The organism is Micromonospora sp. KC606 (assembly GCF_004348675.1).
In the GTDB taxonomy this organism is placed as follows: Bacteria; Actinomycetota; Actinomycetes; order Mycobacteriales; family Micromonosporaceae; genus Micromonospora.
Map to the genome: position 1 here is coordinate 157,693 of NZ_SMKN01000001.1, position 19,197 is coordinate 176,889.

At 70.5% G+C, this 19,197-nt stretch carries 17 protein-coding genes and 2 pseudogenes; 3 read left to right on the plus strand and 16 right to left on the minus strand.

All coding sequences use genetic code 11. The features are described 5' to 3' along the window. Nucleotides 1-72 precede the first annotated feature (72 nt). The 3 genes from E1193_RS00825 to E1193_RS00840 form a co-directional block, all read right to left on the minus strand. Entirely contained in the window at nt 73-1,476 is a 1,404-nt protein-coding gene (locus tag E1193_RS00825) for a M1 family metallopeptidase (RefSeq protein ID WP_132179187.1), read from the minus strand. Then, on the minus strand, nt 1,473-5,393 hold the full coding sequence (locus E1193_RS00830; protein ID WP_347876998.1) for a Pls/PosA family non-ribosomal peptide synthetase: 3,921 nt from the start codon (nt 5,391-5,393) through the stop codon (nt 1,473-1,475). The genes E1193_RS00825 and E1193_RS00830 overlap by 4 nt, the downstream gene beginning before the upstream one ends. A gap of 629 nt (nt 5,394-6,022) precedes the next feature. After that, nucleotides 6,023-6,907, minus strand: coding sequence for an aminoglycoside phosphotransferase family protein (locus E1193_RS00840; RefSeq protein WP_132179191.1), 885 nt, complete (start codon nt 6,905-6,907; stop codon nt 6,023-6,025). 27 nt (nt 6,908-6,934) lie between these two features. Between E1193_RS00840 and E1193_RS31610 the strand changes: the two are divergent. After that, nucleotides 6,935-7,069 (plus strand): annotated as a pseudogene (locus E1193_RS31610) (IS3 family transposase); the annotation flags it as partial. A 228-nt stretch (nt 7,070-7,297) separates the two neighbouring features. Here E1193_RS31610 and E1193_RS00845 read toward each other — a convergent pair. From E1193_RS00845 to E1193_RS00860, 4 genes are all read right to left on the minus strand, one after another. Beyond that, a complete protein-coding gene (locus tag E1193_RS00845; RefSeq protein WP_132179193.1) occupies nt 7,298-9,121 on the minus strand; it encodes an RICIN domain-containing protein in 1,824 nt (607 codons plus the stop codon). A 128-nt stretch (nt 9,122-9,249) separates the two neighbouring features. Beyond that, nucleotides 9,250-9,582, minus strand: coding sequence for an RICIN domain-containing protein (locus E1193_RS00850; RefSeq protein ID WP_243707188.1), 333 nt, complete (start codon nt 9,580-9,582; stop codon nt 9,250-9,252). Between the two features lie 660 nt (nt 9,583-10,242). After that, the gene (locus E1193_RS00855; protein WP_132179197.1) at nt 10,243-10,428 is read right to left on the minus strand and encodes a hypothetical protein; all 186 of its coding nucleotides are present in this window, start codon (nt 10,426-10,428) and stop codon (nt 10,243-10,245) included. A gap of 161 nt (nt 10,429-10,589) precedes the next feature. Beyond that, on the minus strand, nt 10,590-12,710 hold the full coding sequence (locus E1193_RS00860) for a transporter substrate-binding domain-containing protein (protein WP_165945556.1): 2,121 nt from the start codon (nt 12,708-12,710) through the stop codon (nt 10,590-10,592). Here E1193_RS00860 and E1193_RS31620 point away from each other — a divergent pair. Next, entirely contained in the window at nt 12,709-12,897 is a 189-nt protein-coding gene (locus E1193_RS31620) for a hypothetical protein (protein ID WP_165945537.1), read from the plus strand. The genes E1193_RS00860 and E1193_RS31620 overlap by 2 nt on opposite strands. Before the next feature lie 35 nt (nt 12,898-12,932). On the opposite strand, the gene E1193_RS00865 is transcribed toward E1193_RS31620, so the two are convergent. The 5 genes from E1193_RS00865 to E1193_RS32350 form a co-directional block, all read right to left on the minus strand. Beyond that, nucleotides 12,933-13,655, minus strand: coding sequence for an IS701 family transposase (locus E1193_RS00865; RefSeq protein WP_243707189.1), 723 nt, complete (start codon nt 13,653-13,655; stop codon nt 12,933-12,935). Nucleotides 13,656-13,984: 329 nt separating this feature from the next. Next, nucleotides 13,985-14,431, minus strand: a complete 447-nt coding sequence (locus E1193_RS00875) for a maleylpyruvate isomerase family mycothiol-dependent enzyme (RefSeq protein WP_243707190.1) — start codon at nt 14,429-14,431, stop codon at nt 13,985-13,987. After that, nucleotides 14,379-14,852: a nitroreductase family deazaflavin-dependent oxidoreductase gene (locus E1193_RS00880; protein WP_207922475.1), complete on the minus strand. Its 474-nt coding sequence runs from the start codon at nt 14,850-14,852 to the stop codon at nt 14,379-14,381. The genes E1193_RS00875 and E1193_RS00880 overlap by 53 nt, the downstream gene beginning before the upstream one ends. A gap of 20 nt (nt 14,853-14,872) precedes the next feature. After that, complete coding sequence (locus E1193_RS31625; RefSeq protein WP_165945557.1) at nt 14,873-15,067, minus strand: hypothetical protein; 195 nt, start codon at nt 15,065-15,067, stop codon at nt 14,873-14,875. A 302-nt stretch (nt 15,068-15,369) separates the two neighbouring features. Continuing rightward, on the minus strand, nt 15,370-15,597 hold the full coding sequence (locus tag E1193_RS32350) for a hypothetical protein (RefSeq protein ID WP_207922476.1): 228 nt from the start codon (nt 15,595-15,597) through the stop codon (nt 15,370-15,372). Here E1193_RS32350 and E1193_RS00895 point away from each other — a divergent pair. Beyond that, entirely contained in the window at nt 15,596-16,018 is a 423-nt protein-coding gene (locus tag E1193_RS00895; RefSeq protein WP_132179203.1) for an MMPL family transporter, read from the plus strand. The two genes, E1193_RS32350 and E1193_RS00895, sit on opposite strands and share 2 nt — an antisense overlap. 82 nt (nt 16,019-16,100) lie before the next feature. Here the strand turns inward: E1193_RS00895 and E1193_RS00900 are convergent, their stop codons facing one another. The 4 genes and pseudogenes from E1193_RS00900 to E1193_RS00915 form a co-directional block, all read right to left on the minus strand. Next, entirely contained in the window at nt 16,101-16,544 is a 444-nt protein-coding gene (locus E1193_RS00900; protein WP_132179204.1) for a peptidase inhibitor family I36 protein, read from the minus strand. A gap of 403 nt (nt 16,545-16,947) precedes the next feature. Next, nucleotides 16,948-17,673: pseudogene (locus E1193_RS00905) on the minus strand (radical SAM protein); the annotation flags it as partial. Between the two features lie 154 nt (nt 17,674-17,827). Next, on the minus strand, nt 17,828-18,340 hold the full coding sequence (locus tag E1193_RS00910) for a hypothetical protein (protein ID WP_132179206.1): 513 nt from the start codon (nt 18,338-18,340) through the stop codon (nt 17,828-17,830). 26 nt (nt 18,341-18,366) lie between these two features. Next, on the minus strand, nt 18,367-19,182 hold the full coding sequence (locus E1193_RS00915; protein ID WP_132179208.1) for a hypothetical protein: 816 nt from the start codon (nt 19,180-19,182) through the stop codon (nt 18,367-18,369). Between the last annotated feature and the right edge of the window lie 15 nt (nt 19,183-19,197).

The window sequence follows — 19,197 nt, forward strand, 5'->3', positions numbered from 1 at the left end:
GTACACAAGCTTGCGCATGTGGTGTGGCCGCCACCGCCCGCGTTGGCCGCGTCGCCGACGGGGTCGTCGCCGTCAACTAGGAAAGGCCGGGAGGGCGGGCTGGTCCAGCCAGGCGGAGAAGAGCGCGTCGAGCGGCTGGCGGGCGTACCGCTGGGCGTGCGCGCGAAACGCCGCCGTCGTCACGGTGGCGTGCCGGTGCCCGGCGACCCACCCACGCAGCATGGTGAAGAACTGTGTGTCACCGATCTCGCGCCGCAGCGCATGCAGGGTCAGCGCGCCACGTTTGTAGACCAGCGGGTCGAACATCCGGCCGATCCCGGGGTCCGCGACCCGCAGGTCCGCCGGGCGGGCTGCCATCTGGGCGTACCATTGCCGGGCGAGCGCCTCCGCCGACGACCCGCCGGAGAGTCCCGACCACAACCACTCCGCGTACGTGGCGAAGCCCTCGTTGAGCCAGATGTGCCGCCAGTCGGCGACCGTCAAGCTGTTGCCGAACCACTGGTGGGCCAACTCGTGCACGACCAGCCGCTCATGCGTACGCCTCCCGTCCACGTGGTTCGCGCCGAAGATCGACATGCCCTGGGCCTCGATTGGGTCCTCCAACTCGTCGTCCGTGACCACGACGGTGTACTCGCCGAACGGATACGGGCCGAAAAGGCGCTCGAACGCCGCCATCGCCTGAGCTTGGCGGGCGAAGTCGACCATGAACGGCGTACGCAGGCGGGCGGGGACGGCGGCGCGCTGCGGCACCGGCTGGGTGGCCAGTTCCAGCCGCTCGTACCGGCCGATCTGCACGCTCATCAGGTAGGCCGGAGTTGGCTCCGCACGTTCGTAGACCCAGGTGGTCCTGCTGGCGCCGGGCCGCTGGCCGACCAGGTCGCCGGTGACCAGCACGGTGTACGACGAAGCGCAGGTCACCGCGACGCGGTAGCTCGCTTTCTGTCCCGGCTGGTCGTCGCAGGGGAACCAGGACGGGGCGCCGTTCGGCTGGCTGGCCACGAGCACCCCGTCGGCGAGTTCGTCCCAGCCGATGTCTCCCCACCGCCCGCGAATGGGGGCGGGGTGGCCGACGTAGCGAACCTCGATCCGGAACTGCGCCCCCATCGGAATCGGGTGTGCCGGTTTGACCTGCAGTTTGTGCGGCCGGTGAGTGTACCTCGCGGAGCGGCCGTCAACCAGCACCTCCTGGACGCGGAACCGGCCGAGGTCGAGCGTGAAGCGGGACAACCCCTGGGTGGCGAGCGCGGTGAGGACAGCGCGGCCGACGAGCCGGTTCGACGCGATCTTGTAGTCCAGTTCCAGGTCGTAGTGGCGGATCCGGTAGCCACCGTTGCCGTGCTCCGGCAGGTACGAGTCGCCCGAGCGCTCGGCACCCGGGCCGAAGGCGCCACGCTGGGTCGTACCAGCGCCGGCTCCTCCCCCGGCGCAGTCGCGATCACCAGGACCACCGGCGGCCCGACCGGCCCTGGGAGTCATCCGTGGCGGGCGGCCGCGGCGGGCCAGGTGGCGATCGGGTTACCCTGCCAGCGGCTGTCCGGCGGTACGGCGTCGCCGCGGGTCACCAGCGACCCCGGCCCGACGGTGGTACGGGCACCGATCGCCGCTCCGGGCAGCACGATGCCGTGCGGGCCCAACGTCGCACCGGCCTCCAGTGCCACCTTGTCCATGCTCATGATTCGATCATGGAAGAGGTGGGTCTGCACCACGCAGCCCCGGTTCACCGTGGCCCCGTCACCGAGCCGCACCAGGTCGTACTCTGGCAGCCAGTAAGTCTCCAACCACACCCCGCTGCCGATCTTCGCACCCATGCTCCGCAGCCACACGGCGAGCAGCGGGGTGCCGGTGGCGAAGCGGGCCAGCCACGGCGCGGCGAGCACCTCGACGAAGGTGTCGGCGAGTTCGTTGCGCCACACGAACGAAGTCCACAGTGGCCTTTCGGTGACGCGGATCCGCCCGACCAGCAACCACTTCGCCGCGGTGGTGACGGCACCGGCCAGTACCCCGGCCGCGAACAGCACCGGCCCGGCGGCGAGCGCCGCGGGCAGGAGCCCGGCCGTCCGCTCGATGACGAGCAGCGCGGCGACGACGGCGCCGGCGAGCGCCGCACCGAGCATCACCGGCACGATCCGGCCCAGTTCGACGGCGGCGCGGGCCAACTTCAACCGGCGCGGCGGGTCGAACGTACGGCTGCTGTCCACCGCCTCCGCCGTGCGGCGCAGCGGCATAGGCGGCATGCCGAGCCAGGACGAGCCCTTCTTCGCCTTGCGCGGCGCCGACGACAGCACCCCGACCAGGCCCCGCTTGGGCACCGACCGGCCGGGCGCGGCGATCCCGGAGTTACCGAGGAAGCCCTGCTTGCCGATGCGTACCGGGGCCACCCGCAGCCAACCGCCGCCCAGTTCGTACGTGGCGACCATGGTGTCGTCGGCGAGGAACGCGCCATCGGCGACCGTGGTCATGGCCGGCACCGCGAGCACCGTCGACGCCTCCACCCCGTGCCCCACCCGGGCGCCGAGCAAGCGCAGCCAGACCGGGGTGAAAAGGCTGGCGTAGAGCGGAAAGAGCCCGACCCGGGCCAGCCCCATCAGTCGCTCCGTCGCCCAGACCTGCCAGGCGATCCGGCCGTGCACCGGGTGGTGGCCGGCGCGTAACCCGATGCCGAGCCCGCGCACCGCGGCGAGCACCAGGACCGCGTACGCCAGCAGGTACGTGGCGGTCGCGGCCGGGACGGCGAGCAGCGCGTGGCCGAACGCGGCACCAAGGGTGGCGGTGCCGGCCATCGCGCTGCCGAGCAGCGCCGCGGCGGGCAGCGCGGCGGTGGCCGGCAGCAGCCCAATCAGCAGGGAGGTCACCGTGTACGCGGCAGCCCAGCCCCGGGACCGGGGCGGCCGCTGAACCGGCCAGGCAACGGACTGCCCCCGCACCGGTGCCGCCGGCGATCCGGCCCAGTGCTGGTTGGCCGGCACCGCGCCGAGCACCGTGGACCCGGCGCCGATCCAGGCACCCTTGCCGATCCGGGCACCGGGTGACAGGGTGGTGCGGGCGCCGACCCGCGCTTCCGCGCCGATACGGAGCTTGCCGATGTGCACCAGGTCGCCGTCGACCCAGTAGCCGGACAGGTCCACCTCGGGCTCGACGGCCGCGCCTCGGCCGACCCTGAGCAGCCCGGTCACCGGGGGCGCGGAGTGCAGGTCGACATCCGGGGCGACCTCGGCGCCGAGCGCTTTCGCGTACCGGACCAGCCACGACGCCCCGGACACGCCGGTGACCCCGGTCAGCTCGGCGAGCCGCTCGGCGGCCCACAGCCGTACGTGGACAGTGCCGCCGCGTGGATAGCTGCCCGGCCGTACGCCGCGCAGCAGCACCCGTGCTCCTCCCGCCGAGATGACGATTCGGCCGGCCGGGGTGAACAGCAGCGCCCACCCGATGCCGATCCACCACCACGACACGGTGGATATCCAGGCCACGCCGGCGAGGCCGACGAGCAGGTTGCCGAACGCGGCGGCGACGACCGTGGCGCGCAGCCCGGGCAGCGCGAGCAGCGGCACCAGCAGCAGGGCCTGGAGGAATCCGGTTCGGCGCGGGGTCGGCGTCACCTCGCGCCGGGCCGCCGGGCCGGTCTGCGCGGCGCCGAGCCGCGCTGCCATCGCCGACAGCGTCGGATGCTCGTAGATGTCGGCGACCGAGACGTGCGGGTAGCGGCGGCGGATCCACGCGACGAGCTGCGCGGCGGTGAGGCTGCTGCCGCCGTGACTGAAGAAGTCGGCGTCCGCGGCGGTCACCCGCAGGCCGAGCACCTCCTCCCAGCCGCCGGCGAGCCACGCCTCCGCCTCGGACAGCTCCGCACCGGCATCGGACGGCACGGCGGCCAGTGGCCACGGCAGCGCCGCGCGGTCCACCTTCCCCGAGGTGCGGGTCGGCAGCTCGCCCACCGCAGCGAGCAGTGGAACCAGCGCGGCCGGCAGATGCTCGCGCAGCCGCCGCGCTGCGGCGTCGACGTCGAACCGGCTGCCCTCGCGGGGCACTACGTAGCCCACAAGCATTTGAGTGCCGGCACCGGCGGTCCGCACTGCCGCCGCGGCGGCGGCGACCCCCGGCAGCGCCTGCAGCGCCGCGTCCACCTCGCCCAGCTCGATCCGGCGGCCGCCGAGCTTCACCTGCTCGTCCCCTCGCCCGAGGAAGAGCAACCCTTCCGGCTCGGCGCGAACGAGGTCACCGCTGCGATACGCCCGCCGCCAGTCAAGCGCGGGCAGCGGGGCAAACTTCTCCGCGTCCTTCGCGGTGTCGAGGTAGCGCGCAAGCCCCGCCCCCCCGATGACCAACTCCCCGGTCTGCCCCATCGCCACCGGCACGCCGGCCGAGTCGACCACGGCGAGCTGCCAACCAGCGAGCGGGAGACCGATACGCACCGGGCCGTCACCGGTGAGCCGGGCCGCGCACGCGACGACGGTCGCCTCCGTCGGCCCGTACGTGTTCCAGACCTCGCGTCCCTCCACCGCCAGCCGCCCGGCGAGCTCAGGCGGGCACGCCTCGCCGCCGAAGATGAGCAGCCGGACGTCGTCCAGCGCCTCGACCGGCCACAGCGCGGCGAGGGTCGGCACCGTGGAGACCACGGTGATGCGCCGCGCCGCGAGCCAGTCGCCCAGGTCGACGCCGCTGCGCACCAGGGCACGGGCGGCCGGAACCAGGCATGCGCCGTACCGCCAGGCCAGCCACATCTCCTCGCAGGAGGCATCGAAGGCGACCGACAGCCCGGCCAGCACCCGGTCCCGCGGACCGATCGGGTCGCTGCCGGCCTCGGCGAGGAACAGCATCGCCTCGGCGTCCACGAAGGCCGCCGCCGCGGCGTGGTGCACGGCGACGCCTTTGGGCGTGCCGGTTGAGCCCGAGGTGAAGATGATCCACGCGTCGTCGTCCAGCCCGGGGCGGCCAGGACGGCCGGTAGGGGTGGCGCACAACGACAGCTGACCACCGTCGCCACCGAGCACCGCGCACACGTCCGCCTCGGTGAAAACCAGTTCGGCACGCTCGTCCGGGTCCTCCGCGTCGACCGGCACGTACGCCGCGCCCACGGCGAGCACCGCCAGGACGGCGACGTAGAGCCCCGTCGTGCCGGAGGTGACCCGCACGCCGACCCGGTCGCCGACGCCGATCCCGTGGCCCGCGAGGATGGCGCGCAACGCGTCGACCTCCTCGGCCAGCCCACGGTAGGTCAGCACCGTCGCCCCGTCGTCGATCGCAGCCGCGTGCGGGTGGCTGGCCACCGTCGCTTCGAAGATGTCGAGCAGCGTGCGCCTCGCGCTCGCGCCGTCGGTGCGGAAGACCGCGGGCACCCGCGGCACGTCCGGTGTCCAGCGGGAGGAATCGGCGGCCAACAGATCCGTCACGGTCACCAGGTCAGCTCCGCCCCCACCATCCAGGTCAACGCCAGCCAGGCGCATGGTGGTGAGGAAATCGCCCGGGCTAGCCGTTCTACGTTACGGGCACATGACGGCCAGCCGAGCCCGGCGGGTCGTGTTCGTGTCCGCGATCACCAGACGAACGGTGCGTCAGCCTCAAGTGACCGCCGTCCCCGTCAATGAGCGGACACCGACACGCAGACCACTGTGGTGTCCTCGAGGGCCTCGACGACCCCGGGGGCCTGCTCCGGAACGTGTACGAAGTCGCCTGCACCCACCGTTACGGCGTCGCTCCCGGCGCCCACTCGTAGCGCTCCGCTGAGCACCACCCAGACCTCCCCGTAGGAGGCCGGCAGGTCGGCCCGCGCCCCGTGTAGAGGAACGACGTGTAGGCGCTCATCCGCCTGCTTGCCTGTTTGCCGAAGGCGGGCGCGATGAGGATCCCGTCGCCGAAGCGGATGGCGTCGTCGCCGATCGCCGAGCTGAACCTGCGGACCCGCGGGGACGTGACATCCATGCCGAGATCTCTCTCCCCGAGTAGTGGTCAGGCGTCGAGCTCGGTCGCGGCGACGGCGTGCACGGGCGGCGCCTGGACCCCGAGCTCCCGTGCGATGGCCGGGATCTCAGGGTCCGCGAGGTACTTGTCGTAGTCCTTCGCGTCCCAGTAGAATCTCGACCCTGGTTTCAGACTGAGCCGTTGCCTTCCGCAGTTCGGTCAGCCACTCGATGCCGAGCCGGTGGCCGTCGGGGAACTGATCGTCGCGATCCCAGCGCCACGCGGTGATCATCGCCAACACGAGGGTCCGGCAATCTCGGAGCAGCTGGTGATCGACGCTCGGGTAGTGGTCTCCGACCTCCTCGGGCGCGTGGGCCAGGTCGAACTCGATCGGCCCCCGGCAGCACGTCTCGAAGTCGATGAAAAGCGGACCGGTCTGGGTCAAGAGCAGGTTGCCCGGATGGGGTTCGCCATGCAGGAGTTGCTCGGGCCGGCCGCTCTCGCTGACCGCTCGTCGCATACGGTCCAACGTGCTGGCGAGGAACACCCGGTCCGGGTCAGCCAGTTCCGGTGTTCGGGCCTGGTCGGCCACGAGCGTCTGGGCCTCAGAAACTCGGTCCGTGAAATGCGGGGTCCGCAGGTCGACCCTGCGCATTCCGGCGTGCAGACGTTCGAGCGCGCCAACGTATTCCGCCTTTGGAATCGCTTGGGTAGTCACCGGTTCGTAGTAGGCCCACAGGGTGACCACGTAGTCGTCCCGAACAAAGACCTCGGGCGATTCCAGCGCGGCCACCGGGCTCCCGACCTCGGCCAACCGCTGGGCGACATCCACTTCGAGCTGGGCGCACTGGTGCGCCGCCGACGCCACCCGGGCCAGCACGTCGCAGGGCTGCAGACGCAGGGTGAGCTTGTTCGAGTTGTGCAGGACGGCGGCGTCGTGGGCGGTTAGGCCAAGCGATGAGGCGCTCGATATGGCTGCCTGTGTTGCCCGCTGAGTCTCATACGCCTGCATCGGAGCACCGTAGCTCAGCGTCCCGCCGCCCGCACGGCGATCTTCGACGGGATCGAGGGCTGGTACAACACCCGCCGCAGGCATTCCACCCTCGGTTACCTCAGCCCCGCCGAGTACGAGGAGACCGCCTTTTCCCGCAGGCCAACCAGCACCGTAGCGTGAGAGCAACTTATCGACCCTGTCCGTCAAACCGGGTCAACCCCAGACGGTCAGTCTCTCGTTTCTGCGTACTACCAAGAAGCCGTTGCCTGCAGGCCTTGTAGCCGCGCTCAGGTCGCCGCGTGGCTGGCCGAGCGCAGCGCCGCCACCAGCGATGCACGTGAGACCCCGCGATAGCGCCCCTCCGCGACCCGTCGGCAGGACGGATCGCGGAGGGGCGTAGTCAGGATGTCAGACCTGCTGGCGGCGCCACTGCTGGCTGGTGCTCGTGCCGCAGGTGTTCTGGATGGCTTGGGCGCCGTCGGTAGTGGCGGCGCCTTGGATGTCGAGGCACTTGTTACTGTGCCGGGCGATCAGCTGGAGGTACCCGTTGCCGAGGTCCAGGACCCGCCACTGCTGATTGGTGCCGCTATGACAGGTCCACTGGACGACCCGCACGCCGTCGCCGGTGGCGCTGGTGCCGCCGTGGACGTCGAGGCACTTGCCGCTGTTGACGCTGACCACGTTGTAGAAGCCGTTGCCGAGGTCCAGGAACTGCCACTTCTGGTTGGCCTGCCCGTTCGCGGCCCACTGCACGACGTTCCCGCCGTCGGCGGTGGAGCGGTCGTACACGTCGAGCAGCTTGCCGCTGTGCCGCGCGGTGAGGGTGTACGTGACCGGGGGCGGAACGGTGGTCTGCGGCACGAGCCGGTACAGCCCGGCCCCGTGCGCGGGCAGGGACCGGGTGAACGTCCCGCTGACCGTGCCGAGGTTGGCTCCGGACCACAGGTCCGTCACCGTCGCCGAGCCGATCCCGAGGGTGGCCAGGTTGAGCGAGACATTGCCCGCGACGCCGTCGCGGTTGAACATGGCAACGTACTTGTGGCTGCTGCCCGGGATGTCGGCCGCCCATACCTGGCGGGTACCGCCGACGAGCTGGCGGTTGTTGGTGCTGTTCTGCAGGATCGCCATAACGGCGGCGTTATTCATCAGCGCGAGCTCGGAGGCGCGGTTCTCGACCAGGTTGCCGCCCCACATCATGGGTGACCGGTTGATCACCCACAAGCTCATCAGGGTGCGCTGCTCATCAGGCGTGAGCCTGCTGTACCGGGGCGAACCCACCGGCCCGTGCTTGGAGAGTCGCCCGATCGGGATCATGTCCGGGTCGGGCCAGGCGCCCGTCGTCCGGTACGGCGTCCAGTCGCGGAGCTTGTCGAAGAGCGGGTCCACGTGTCGCCACTCGTCCCACAGGTCGTTGACGACCCGCCACATGTGGGCGTTCTGCTGCACGTGCGGACCGGCGGACAGCGGCGTCGGGCCGGGCGACAGGCTGAGCACCATCGGACGCCCGCTGCTCTGGATGGCCGTCCGGTACCCCTCGACCTCGGCCTGCCGGTACGTGGGCGCGGCGATGTCGTCGACCTTGACATAGTCCACGCCCCAGCTCGCCAGTAACTGGAACACCGAGTCCAGGTACGCCTGGGCGCACGGGTTGGACATGTTCAGGCCCCACATGAGGTTCAGCCAGGCCGCCGTGGTGTTGTTGTTGATCTGGTTGGCCCGGCAGCTCGTGCCCAGGATAGGCACGTTGGCCGCGACCGCCTGGCGGGGAATGCCGCGCATCAGGTGCACGCCGAACTTCAGGCCCTTGCTGTGCACATAGTCGGCGAGCGGCTTGAAGCCGTTGTTACCCGCCGCCGACGGGAAGCGCGTGGTGTCCGGCAGCAGCCGTCCGTTGGCGTCCATGCGGAGCCGGGGGTTGAGGTTGGAGTCCTGGTTCGGGCTGCCGGTGTGGTATCCCGGGTAGTACCACGCCCAGTCGATGACGATGTACTGCCAGCCGGCCTGCTTGAGGTTGGCTGCCATGTAGTCGGCGTTCGCCTTGACGTCGGACTCTTTGACGCTCCAGTTGAACGCGTCATAGCTGTTCCAACCCATCGGCGGGGTGTCGGCGGTGCCGTTGTCCCACGCCTGCGCCGGCTGTGGGCTATTGATGGTGAGCCCAACGGTGGCGACCAAAGCCAGCGCGGCGAGTGCCGCGGTGGCCAACCGACGCCGGATTCGCATGAGTTTCATCCAACCTCCAACTTCTCGGAACTAGGTGAGACCGGGCAATGGGCGTCGGCAGGGACACCTTGCTATGCGTTTTCCGATAGCGAGGCGCGCCCCGGGGTGCGCGCCGACGTGGAGTCCGTCTGGTCAGGTCATCCGATAAGCATGGTCCACTGTTGATCCGCGCCGCCGTTGTCGGTCCACTGCACGACGGCCGCGCCGTCGGCCGTAGACCGCTGGTAAACCTCCAGCACCTTGCCGCTGTAGCGGTTGCGGTTGACGTACCCGCTCGGCGCGGTGCTGGCATACCAGTACACCGTGTAGTTGTGGCCGTGGGCGTCGTAGAACGGGATGAGGTTGACCGTTGACCCGTTCGCGGACGCGGTGAAGGTGAGGGCCGTGCTGCTGGTCCGGGAGATGGAGTCGACGTTGAGGCTGGGCAGGCTGCCGAGGGTAGTGCTGCCGTAGTTGCCGGAGAGCACCACCGGGCCGTAGGTAATCGCCTGGACGTAGCGCTGTCCGGATGCGATCCAGCACGCCGTGAACGGCCGTGGTGCTGAGCGCCCGGTAGATCCTCTCGATGTGCTGAAACTGGTCTTGGTTCGTGTGGTTCATGTAGGCCACCAACTCCTGGCCCATGTGCGGTCCCAGCTTCACCACGTTCCTGTCGGCGTCCCGGAGCCTCCAGCTCCCTGACGCCCTGAACCAGCTCGACCTCCTCAGTAAGCTTGCCGCGAGCGAAGTCGGGGAGATCCCACTGGCTGATCGTCTGGTTGCTGACGTGGTATCGGCCGCTGATCCCGTCCATCTGGAACGGTGCGTGCACCTTGCGCCACTCCGGGAGTTCGTCGTCGGGGCCATACCCGTTCAGCTCCCGGCGCGCCCAGTCTCGTAGCTCAGCGGACCTAGCCTGCCCCCCGAGAGCTACACACTTCCGAAGCGTGGCGGCGAGCGGCACCCTGCTGTCCAGCGCGCCGCGCTCGATCTCGTCGATCAGCTTGCTCTCGCGTCCGCGCATCTGGCCCGCGTCCCCGTCTTTGGTCAATCGTCGTCATCAATTATCCCGGCAGCAGGTGGTCTCAGGCGAGCAGGAGGAGCGGAACGGTCGAGCGAGGTGCTCAGACCAACCCGCGCTCTGCGCACGTCTAGAGTTGCCACGCCAGCGAGAGTTGCCGAGCCGGGCGGGGTCGAGCGAGCGCACCGCGCCGGTACGTCTTACCTACTCCCAGATCGAGCAGGAGCGACACCACCTCGCGTTGCTGGCCGATGATCAGCCGTTCCCACCTCTGCTGAACGTCGGGTACGACCAGGTCCCGAACCAGCGGGGGCACGTCGACATGTTCGGCCCGGCTGCGCTACCACCCGCGAGACCCGAACCTGCAGTCCCGGCGGCCACGGCACGCTATACGGGCACCGCCGTCGCCGCGACCGAATTGACTACGGGCAGCCCGGCCACGTCACGTCGGCCGCGCCGCCTGACCCAGAGACGTGGTCACCCCTCGGACGTCGGATCCACCCGGATCAGGCAGCGCGGATCCTGCAACGTCGCCGGCCGCTGTCGTCGGGCGAGCGACTTCAGCAGCGACTCCCGCAGAGGCAGCCCGAAGAGGGCGGCCGAGTCGCCCGGAAGATCGGTGAAGCTGGGACAGGACACCCGGGATCTGATCTCGTCGTTGGCGACGATCTCTACCCCACCGGCGTCGGACAGGACGGTGGTGGACTCGTCGTCGACGGAGACGACGTAGCCGCGCAACTGCCGCATCGGCGGTTCCGTCGCCGAGGCGTCCGGGTCGGCGACGGAACCGTCGGGTGACCGGCTGGGCTCCGGCGTGATCTGCGGGCGGGCTACCTGGATCGCGGTGGACGGCAGGATCGGGGTGGTCACCACCGCGTACAGCACGCCGAGTGCCAGCACCGCCGCCAGGGCGCCGCTGGTCCGCACGAAAGCGACGACGGAGGCCGGCCGCAGCGGCGCGTCGACGCCGGCCAGCAGCAGCGCCACCGGCCAACCCGCGATCAGGGCGAGTACCGGCTCGTCCCGGGCCAGCGCGCAGACCACGATCGCGGCGGACACCACCGCGAGGGCCGATAACCCGAACCCGCGCCACCGGCGCGACCCGCGCCGCCCGGTGACCGCCGACTGGCGGGCGACGAACAGCGCCAGGATCCACGCCGGGGCGAACACCAACGGGGTACTCGCGGTGGCGGCCACCCCACTCGCCCAGACAACCCAGCCCGGTGCCCGCGCCGTCCACCGCGCCACCGCGTACGCGGCGCTCAGCCGCTGCCGGTCGGCCCGGTCCACGGCGGCACTGAGCACCACCGACCCGACGGTGAGGATCAGCGCGGGCACCGCCGCGAAGACCCACACCACGGACAGGCTCACCGTGGCGAGGAAGTTGATCGGGTTCACGCTCTGGGCCAGCATCAGCGTGAACTGCCGGTCGCCACCGGACTGGATCCACAGGTAGAGCGCGGACACCGCCACCGGCACAGCCAGCAACAGCGACCACGGCCCCGGCGCCGGCGAACCGATCCCCGTGTCGCCCGTCGGTGACGTGGGCCGACCGGGGGCCGGGCGCGCCACGGACGCGGTGAGTCGGACCGCCCGCCGGGTCGCGCGCCGCCGCCGGTGCGCCACCGTCCTACCGTGACGTGACGGCGCCGGTACGGTCGCAGCAACGCCCGGCGGCGTCCTCGCCATCGCGTCCGCCGGGGCCTGCCCGTCCCCCGCGCCCCGCAGCAGGGTTCCCTCCGGCCGGGGCTGGCGGCCGGTGTACCCGGCCCGGGCCAGGGTGCGGTCCGCCGCCCGCTGCCACGCCCCGCTCCGCCCCTTGGCGTAGCTCGCCCGCAGGAACGAGCCGACCAGCGCCTTGAGGTACGGATCACGGCGGCTGACACCGATGCCGTAACGCTGCACCGGCTCCTCGATGGCGGGGGTGAAAACCCGCAACAGTCCGCGTGAGGCGTACGCGTGGCCGCGCAGCAGGATCTCGTCGCCGGCGACCGCGTCGAGCCGCCCGGCGAGCACCTCGGTGACACAACGACCGACGTCCGGGCGGGCCTCCACCGGGCGCGTCCGCGTCATGATGACCTCGGCGACCGATCCCGACACCACACACAGACGGGAGTTCCCACCGCGCGGCGGCGGCCACGCCGTGCGGCTGGCCACCACGGTCCGTCCCACCAGGTAGGGGCCGGCGAACTCGATCACCCGCTGGCGTTCCGTGGTCATCAGCAGGCCGGCGAAGACGACATCGACCCGGCCCTCGACCAGCGCCGACACCCGTTCGGACGCCCGCACCGACACGAAGACCGGCCGAAGGCCGAGCGAGCGAGCGAACGCGCCGGCCAGCTCCACGTCGAACCCGTCGAACACCCCACTGCGGCCCTCCTCGCCGAGCAGCGGCTGGTCGGGGAACACCCCGACCCGCAGGTCCCGCCCGGCCACCGACGAGCGGCGTAGGTAGTCCGATACCGTGGCGGTTTTCGGCGCCGCCACGGTGAACGCGATCGCGGACAGGCCGGCCAGCGCCAGGGCGACGAACAGCGCGACGCCTCGACGCTGCGGCGGCCGCGCGGCTGCCGGGCGTCCAGGGGCGAGGACAGGCATGCCACCATCCCTAGTCGGCGAGCTGACCGGCCGACGGGCCGGTGACCTGATCATCGCCGGGCCGCGCACCTGCGGCGAGCAACTGCGGTGTCGGCATCCGGACTACGACAGACTGCGGTTGCGGCGGATGAGCAGCCACCGGTGTTCGTCCGGCCGGGTGGCGGTGGTGATCCAGGCCCACAGGTAGTCGCGGGGACCTTTCGCCCCTGGCCCGCAGCTGTGCTACTGCCATTCCGTGATGGGGATCCGCTCGGCGAGGTCGTCGACACGCACGAGGGTGCGGCCGTCGTTGACGTGCACGCGTCGGTCGCAGCCGACAGCCAGGACGTAGCCGATCCCGCGGTGTTCGAGATCGCCACGTCGGCCGGGGTCGGCGCCGTAGACCTCGTCGCCGGTCACCCACCCGACCGGCACACCGACGTCCAACGCGGCGGCGATCATCTGCCGGGCCGGGGCCGGTTTCGTGGCGAACCCGACCTGGTCGGGAACGCCGGCGGCGGCGAGTCGGTCGGGCTGGTCGCACCAGGTCGTCTCCGGCAGGTAGATCCGGCGGTCGATCAGCGCCCGCCCGTGCGGAGTGACGTAGGCCAGGAACACCCCGACCTGGCTGTTCTCGACACGCCCGGCAGTGCCGGTGTACTGCCGCTGCACCCCGACCGAGCACACGCCCTTCTTCAGGAACCCTGTCTCGTCGCAGACCAGCACGGCGTCCGGGTGGCCGAGCTGCTCGACCAGCCACTCTCGCACGTCATCGCGGACGGCGTCGGCGTCCCACACCGCCGTACGCAACAGCCGCTGCATCGCCTGCGGATCCGCGTGACCCGCCCGCTCCGCCAGGGACCAGCAGGTCTTGCGTTCCACGCCCGACAGCAGCCCTTCCACCAACTGCCCGGCGGTCCGACGTGGTTCCGCCCGCACGAACCGGCCAGCGACACGCGTCACCACCTCGTCCAGGATGACCCGCCACCGATCAAGGTCTACGCTGTGGCCTGCGGCCACCGCACGGTCTTCGGTTGTCCTCACAAACCATCGATGATCACCGCAGTGGCCGTCCTCATACCCACGCCACGCCCAACGCCGAGGCCAAGTGACGTTGGAGTGTCAACCGCGGTTTGATTCCTGCTCGGCCGGGTCCTGCTGCCGCTGCCGCAGTTCCTGAAGTTGGTCTGAGGGTGGAAGCTGGTGAAGGTCCCGGATGTCGCGCAGAGGCACCTCGCCAGACCTCAGCAGTGCTTGCAGTTCGGGGGCGAGCTTGAGCAGGTTGAGGCGCTGAGTTACCCAGGCCGGGGTACGTCCTCGTCGTGGACGAAGAACTCGTTGAGGTTCGGGATCCGGCGCACCCATTGGATGCGGAAGAAGCCTGGCGGCGGTCCCGATCGGATCGTCGCGATGAGCCCTGCAAAGTCCTTCAGCGCGAGCGCTCTTCTTCGTCGTTCAGCGAGGCGGCTCCACGCACCGGGCAGGACAAGCCCGGGGCCAGCGAGGTAGTCGCGCTCGCGGAGAACGAGGTGCGCGGCGAGATCGCGGGTCGTCCACGGCTCAAGGAGAGTCGGTGCCTCGGGGCCGAGTTCGTCGAACAGGTCACTGAGCTGTGCTCGCTCGACGGCGTCGAAAGGCAGTCGGCCACGCCCTTGCCTGTTGTCGGGGCCTGTGGGCCGGGCGGTTACTTCACGGTTTGCGTGGGCTGAGGCGTACGAAGGGCAGCTGGCGCCCGACCGCACGGTAGTCCTCCGGTGTGCCGTCAACGGAGAAGCCCATGAAGCGCACGAGTTTGCGTGCGGCTCGGGGGTGGCGGGGCGCGTAGCGGGCCATGAAGTCGCCGCCTTCGTCCGTGTCGAGGGGGTGTGCGGTGACGGGGACGGTGCGCACGCCGACCTGAATGCTGGTCTCGGGTGTGGCGAGGAGGTTCTGGTACCAGGCGGCCTTCGGGCCGAATCCGGAGCAGACCACGTAACTGCCGTCCGTCCGGTCGTGCTCGACGACTTCGATGACGACCTGGCGCCGCTTGCCGGAGACTCGTCCGGTGTGGTTCAGCAGGAGCAGTCGGCCGCCGAAGAGCCAGCCCAGCCGCAGTCGGTAGAGGCGGATGGGGGCCCGGAACAGCAGTCGGCGGATGCCGGTCGGTGGGGCTGGTCGTTTCACGATTCTCATGGTGGTGCCCTTCAGGTGCGGGTGAGGATGCTGCTGGTGTCGCCGTAGCTACGGCGCAGCAGGCCGGTGAAGGCGTCGCGCAGGATGAGCCGGGTGACGGCGCTCTGGGTGGCGAGACCGATGCGGGTTGCGGGGACGAGGGAGCGGGCGAAGGCGCGGGTGCGCTGCTGGCGTTGCTGCACGGCGGGGCGCAACTCCTGCCCCATCCACGTAGCAGATGCTGTCGGCTGGGAGCTGGTGCGCCGCGAGCCGGCCGGTGATGCCCATGCGCGCGGCCACATCGTAGCCGGTGCCGAAGAAGTCGATGCCGTAGCCGCCGAGGCGCCCGTGCGGCGCACGCTCGGCCACCGCGGGGGTATGGCCGAAGTGGTGCAGCCAGTAGGCGAGGGTGAGACCGGCGATCCCGCCGCCAGAGATCAATATCTTCATGGACGGGCCCCGCCCAGTTCACCGAGCGCCGTCAGGGCGGGCTCGATGGACAGCTCGGCGTCGAGCAGGTGGTGCAGCATCATCCCGTCCAGCAACGCCGCGACGAGCGTGGCCGTCCCGTCCTTCGCTCGGCCGGCCACTGCGGGTTCAGCGCCCCGAGCCAGTCGGCGATCTGGCCGCGCGCCTCCCGCAGCCCCAGGCGCAGCGCGTCGCCGAGCTCCGGAGTACGCATCGCTCCCGCCATCAGCTCCACGGCCAGCCGGAGTACCTTCTCGTCGCTCGTGACCCGGGGCACCACACTGCGCATGGCATCTAGCGCGGAGCGTACGTCCGGCGCGGACAGCAGCGCCTCGACGACGGGCATCATCACCGTGTCGCCCGCCCGCCGCGCGATCGCCCGGCTGCGCGAGGAGGCCCGGCTGGGCAACGACCCGCGTAAGGCGGCCGACCTCGCCGTCGAACACGGCGGGCCGTCGGTGGCGGCGGGCCTGATCCTGGCCGGCACGTTCGCCTCGATGATGCTGGGCGGCATCGCGTTCCTGACCGAGATGGGCTTCGCGGTCTCCATCGGCATCATCATCTCGGCGTTCGTGATGGCCATGTTCCTGGTACCGAGCCTGACCGCGCTGCTGGGCCACAAGGCCTGGTGGCCCGGGCACGGCGACGCGCCCGGCGGCGCCGCCGGGCCGACCCGGGAACCGGAGACGGTGGACGCCGCGACCCACTAGCTCTCAGCCATGATCAAGGCGTCCCTCGGGTCGTGAGAACGACTGGAGGGACGCCTTGATCATGGCAGTGGCGGAACGATGGTCAGCAGGAGAACCGTATCGAGGTGATGTTGTTGTTCATGCCCCGGTTTGCGGCCCCCAAATTCCCGTAGTACTCACCCGGACGGACGACGAAATCGGGGGCGGTTCCGAATATGTCGCCGCCGTAATCTATGTCGCGGTAGAGATAGGCGTCACAACGAGTACGATTTTTGATTGACGTGATGTCATCCTGCATACTCCAGTGCGTGATGGCCCCGCTCTCGTTATGCCAGTAGTACCTCCTCAAGTCTGCGACGTTCGCAGTGATATCCGACCAGAGATCCGCGTTCCCCGAAAGGTCAGCGTTCCAGTTCAAGCCGTCATACAGGCAGAGCTTGCCACTCGGGCATTGACTGTTGGCGGTCGCAGCGGCCGGCGACGCGGCGAGCATCAACCCAGCCGCCGCCACAATCGACACCGCAAACGCCGAAATAATTCTGCGCATCGTGCACCCTTCTGATGTCAGTGCTACACCGCCACGCTCAGCGCGTCTCGAAGCACCAGGACTGTTCGGCGCCGCCGTTGTCCGACCACGGGATCACCCTGGCGCCACTACGCGTGGAGCCACCGTCCTCGACCGACGCCAGCGTGCCGCTCTTGCGGTTTCCAGGCGATAGCTGGTCCAGTGGTCCCGTTTCCGCTCGGCATCATCGTGGCAGGTCCACTGGATGATCCCGGCGCCATTCGCCGTGAGGCCACCCCGGACCGGAAGCCCTCTTGGCAGAACGAAACACTGAACCTCCACTGTGCTCAGTCGCCCCGGCAAGATCGTACGAAGCGCACTGGGCACAGAGAAGGCCCCATGATCGAATTCATCGAGTAGCCATTTTCCGGCTACATCGTGATCATTAGTGGACGGCGCAGGCCGCCGCGGGCGCGGCGGGCTGCGCCGGCGGCGCACCCACCGTCGGGAGTCCCATCATCACCCCGGGGGTACGCGGCGCGCGCCCCGCCTCCCAAGCGTCACCCGCTCGGGTACGGCGGTGGCGCAGCGGCACACCGTCAGTGTTCAGGTGATGCGGTGCCGCATAGGTGACCACAGTGGACACGATGTCCCCGGGCCGGATGTGCCCGCCGTTCGCTCCGGCTGGCGCCGTCGTGAAGTGGACCAGGCGGCCATCTCGCGCGCGGCCGGACATCCGGCCGGTGCGGTCGTCTTTGCGACCCTCGCCCACCGCGACCAGCAGCTCGACCTCGCGCCCGACGAGCGCCTTGTTCTCCGCCCAGGTGATCTCTTCGACGGTGGCCATCAGCCGCTCATAGCGCTCCTGCACCACCCGCTTCGGCACCTGGCCGTCCGTGCTGGCAGCCGGCGTGCCCGGCCGCTTCGAGTACTGGAACGTGAACGCGCTCGCGAACCGCGCCGCCCGCACCACGTCGAGCGTGCGCTGGAAGTCCTCCTCGGTCTCCCCCGGGAAACCGACGATGATGTCGGTGGTGATGGCCGCGTCCGGCATGGCGGCGCGCACCTTCTCGATGATGCCCAGGTATCGATCCGACCGGTACGACCGGCGCATCGACTTCAGCACCGCGTCAGAGCCGGACTGCAGCGGCATGTGCAGTTGGTGGCACACAGTGCCATAGGTGTTGCGCAGACTCCGCAACTGCGCGAGTGCGAGGCGGGTCGGGGCGCTGTACCGGGAGGACAACGACGCCGGGCAGATCCCTCGCCATCACCGCATGGCGACGCGGCAGGCCGGCGACCACCACCCCGCCGCCGACGGGCCCTCAGATGGCGGACGCCGCACTGACCTTCCAGGCGTCCCCGTCGGGCACCAGCGTGAGCAGCACCCGGTTCTGGTCCACCTTCTCGCCGGCGGTGTTGACGTTGCGCCGGTACTGGTTCAGGTAGACCAGCAGCTCCACCCGGTCCGCCGTGGCGCTCACCACCCCCGTCGCGGAGACCTCCGCCAGCACCACCGCCTGCTGCTTGACGGCGGTCTGCTTGAGCGTCGCCGTGGTCTGGGCGTACTCCCGGGCGAAGGGCCCGGTGACGAAGCTGCGGCCGTTCGCGACGCTGTCGTCGAAGGTGCGGTGGTCGTAGGAGAAGATCGCCTTGGCGGCGGCGGGGGCGGTAGCCAGCGCCTGCCGGACGGCGGCGTCCCGCCGCTCGGCGCCGCGGTCGCCGTGCCAGCCCAGGCCGGCGACGGCCGCCGCCAGCAGGATCGCCGTGACCAACGCCGGGATCGGCCGGACGCGGCGGAGGGCGGGCCGCCAGCGGGCCGGGTCGAGAGTACGCATCGATTCTCCTTAATCGAAGGTGGGCGTCAACCGACGAACTGCAGGCGGGACACCAGCCACTGACCCGACTCCGGTTCATGGACCAGGTCCATCTGGATCCGGTAGTGCGACGGCCGCCCCTCCGGGGCCTTGACGTTCTTCACCGTCGCGTCCACAGCGACCAGGACCACAGCCCGGCGGCGGTCTCCGGAGACCATTCCCGCCCGCAGTACCGACCCCTGCGACTCCACCTTGTTCTCCACCACGGCCGCCCGGACCTGCGACTGGCCCCGGGCGAACTCCTCCTTGAAGTCGCCCGTCGCCCCGGCGGAGATCCGTTGCAGGTCCCGGTCGACGCTCGCCGCGCTGACCGAGACGAAGTTGACGGCGACCTGCTTGGCCGCGGCGAGCGCCCCCTGGCGCGCCTCCTCCACCGCCCGGTCGGCGTACCAGCGGTGGCCGTACACGACAGCGGCGGCCAGGGTGGCGGCGAGCGCGACCGCCAGCAGGCCCACCAGCGCCCGGCCGGCCGGCGACCCGGCTCGGCGCCCGTCGCCGGTGGCGGTGTCCGGATCGGCGGCAGGCTTGACGACACCGGGACGGCCGGCATCACGCGACAGGCCATCGACCGGTTCCCGGTCCTCGACACGGCCGCCATCACGCGGCAGATCCTCGACCGGTTCCCGGTCCTCGACCTCGATCGGCGCCTCGACCGGTTCCCGGTCGAGGCGCCGCAGCACGTCCTCGATGGCCGTCGGCCGGTTCACCGGCCGACTGACGAGCCGCCGGCGGGCCGGCCGGCCGGGCACCGCGAGCTTCGCACCCCTGATCACCTTCAGCCTGCCGTCCCTGGGTGTCTGCACGACATCCTCCTCCCC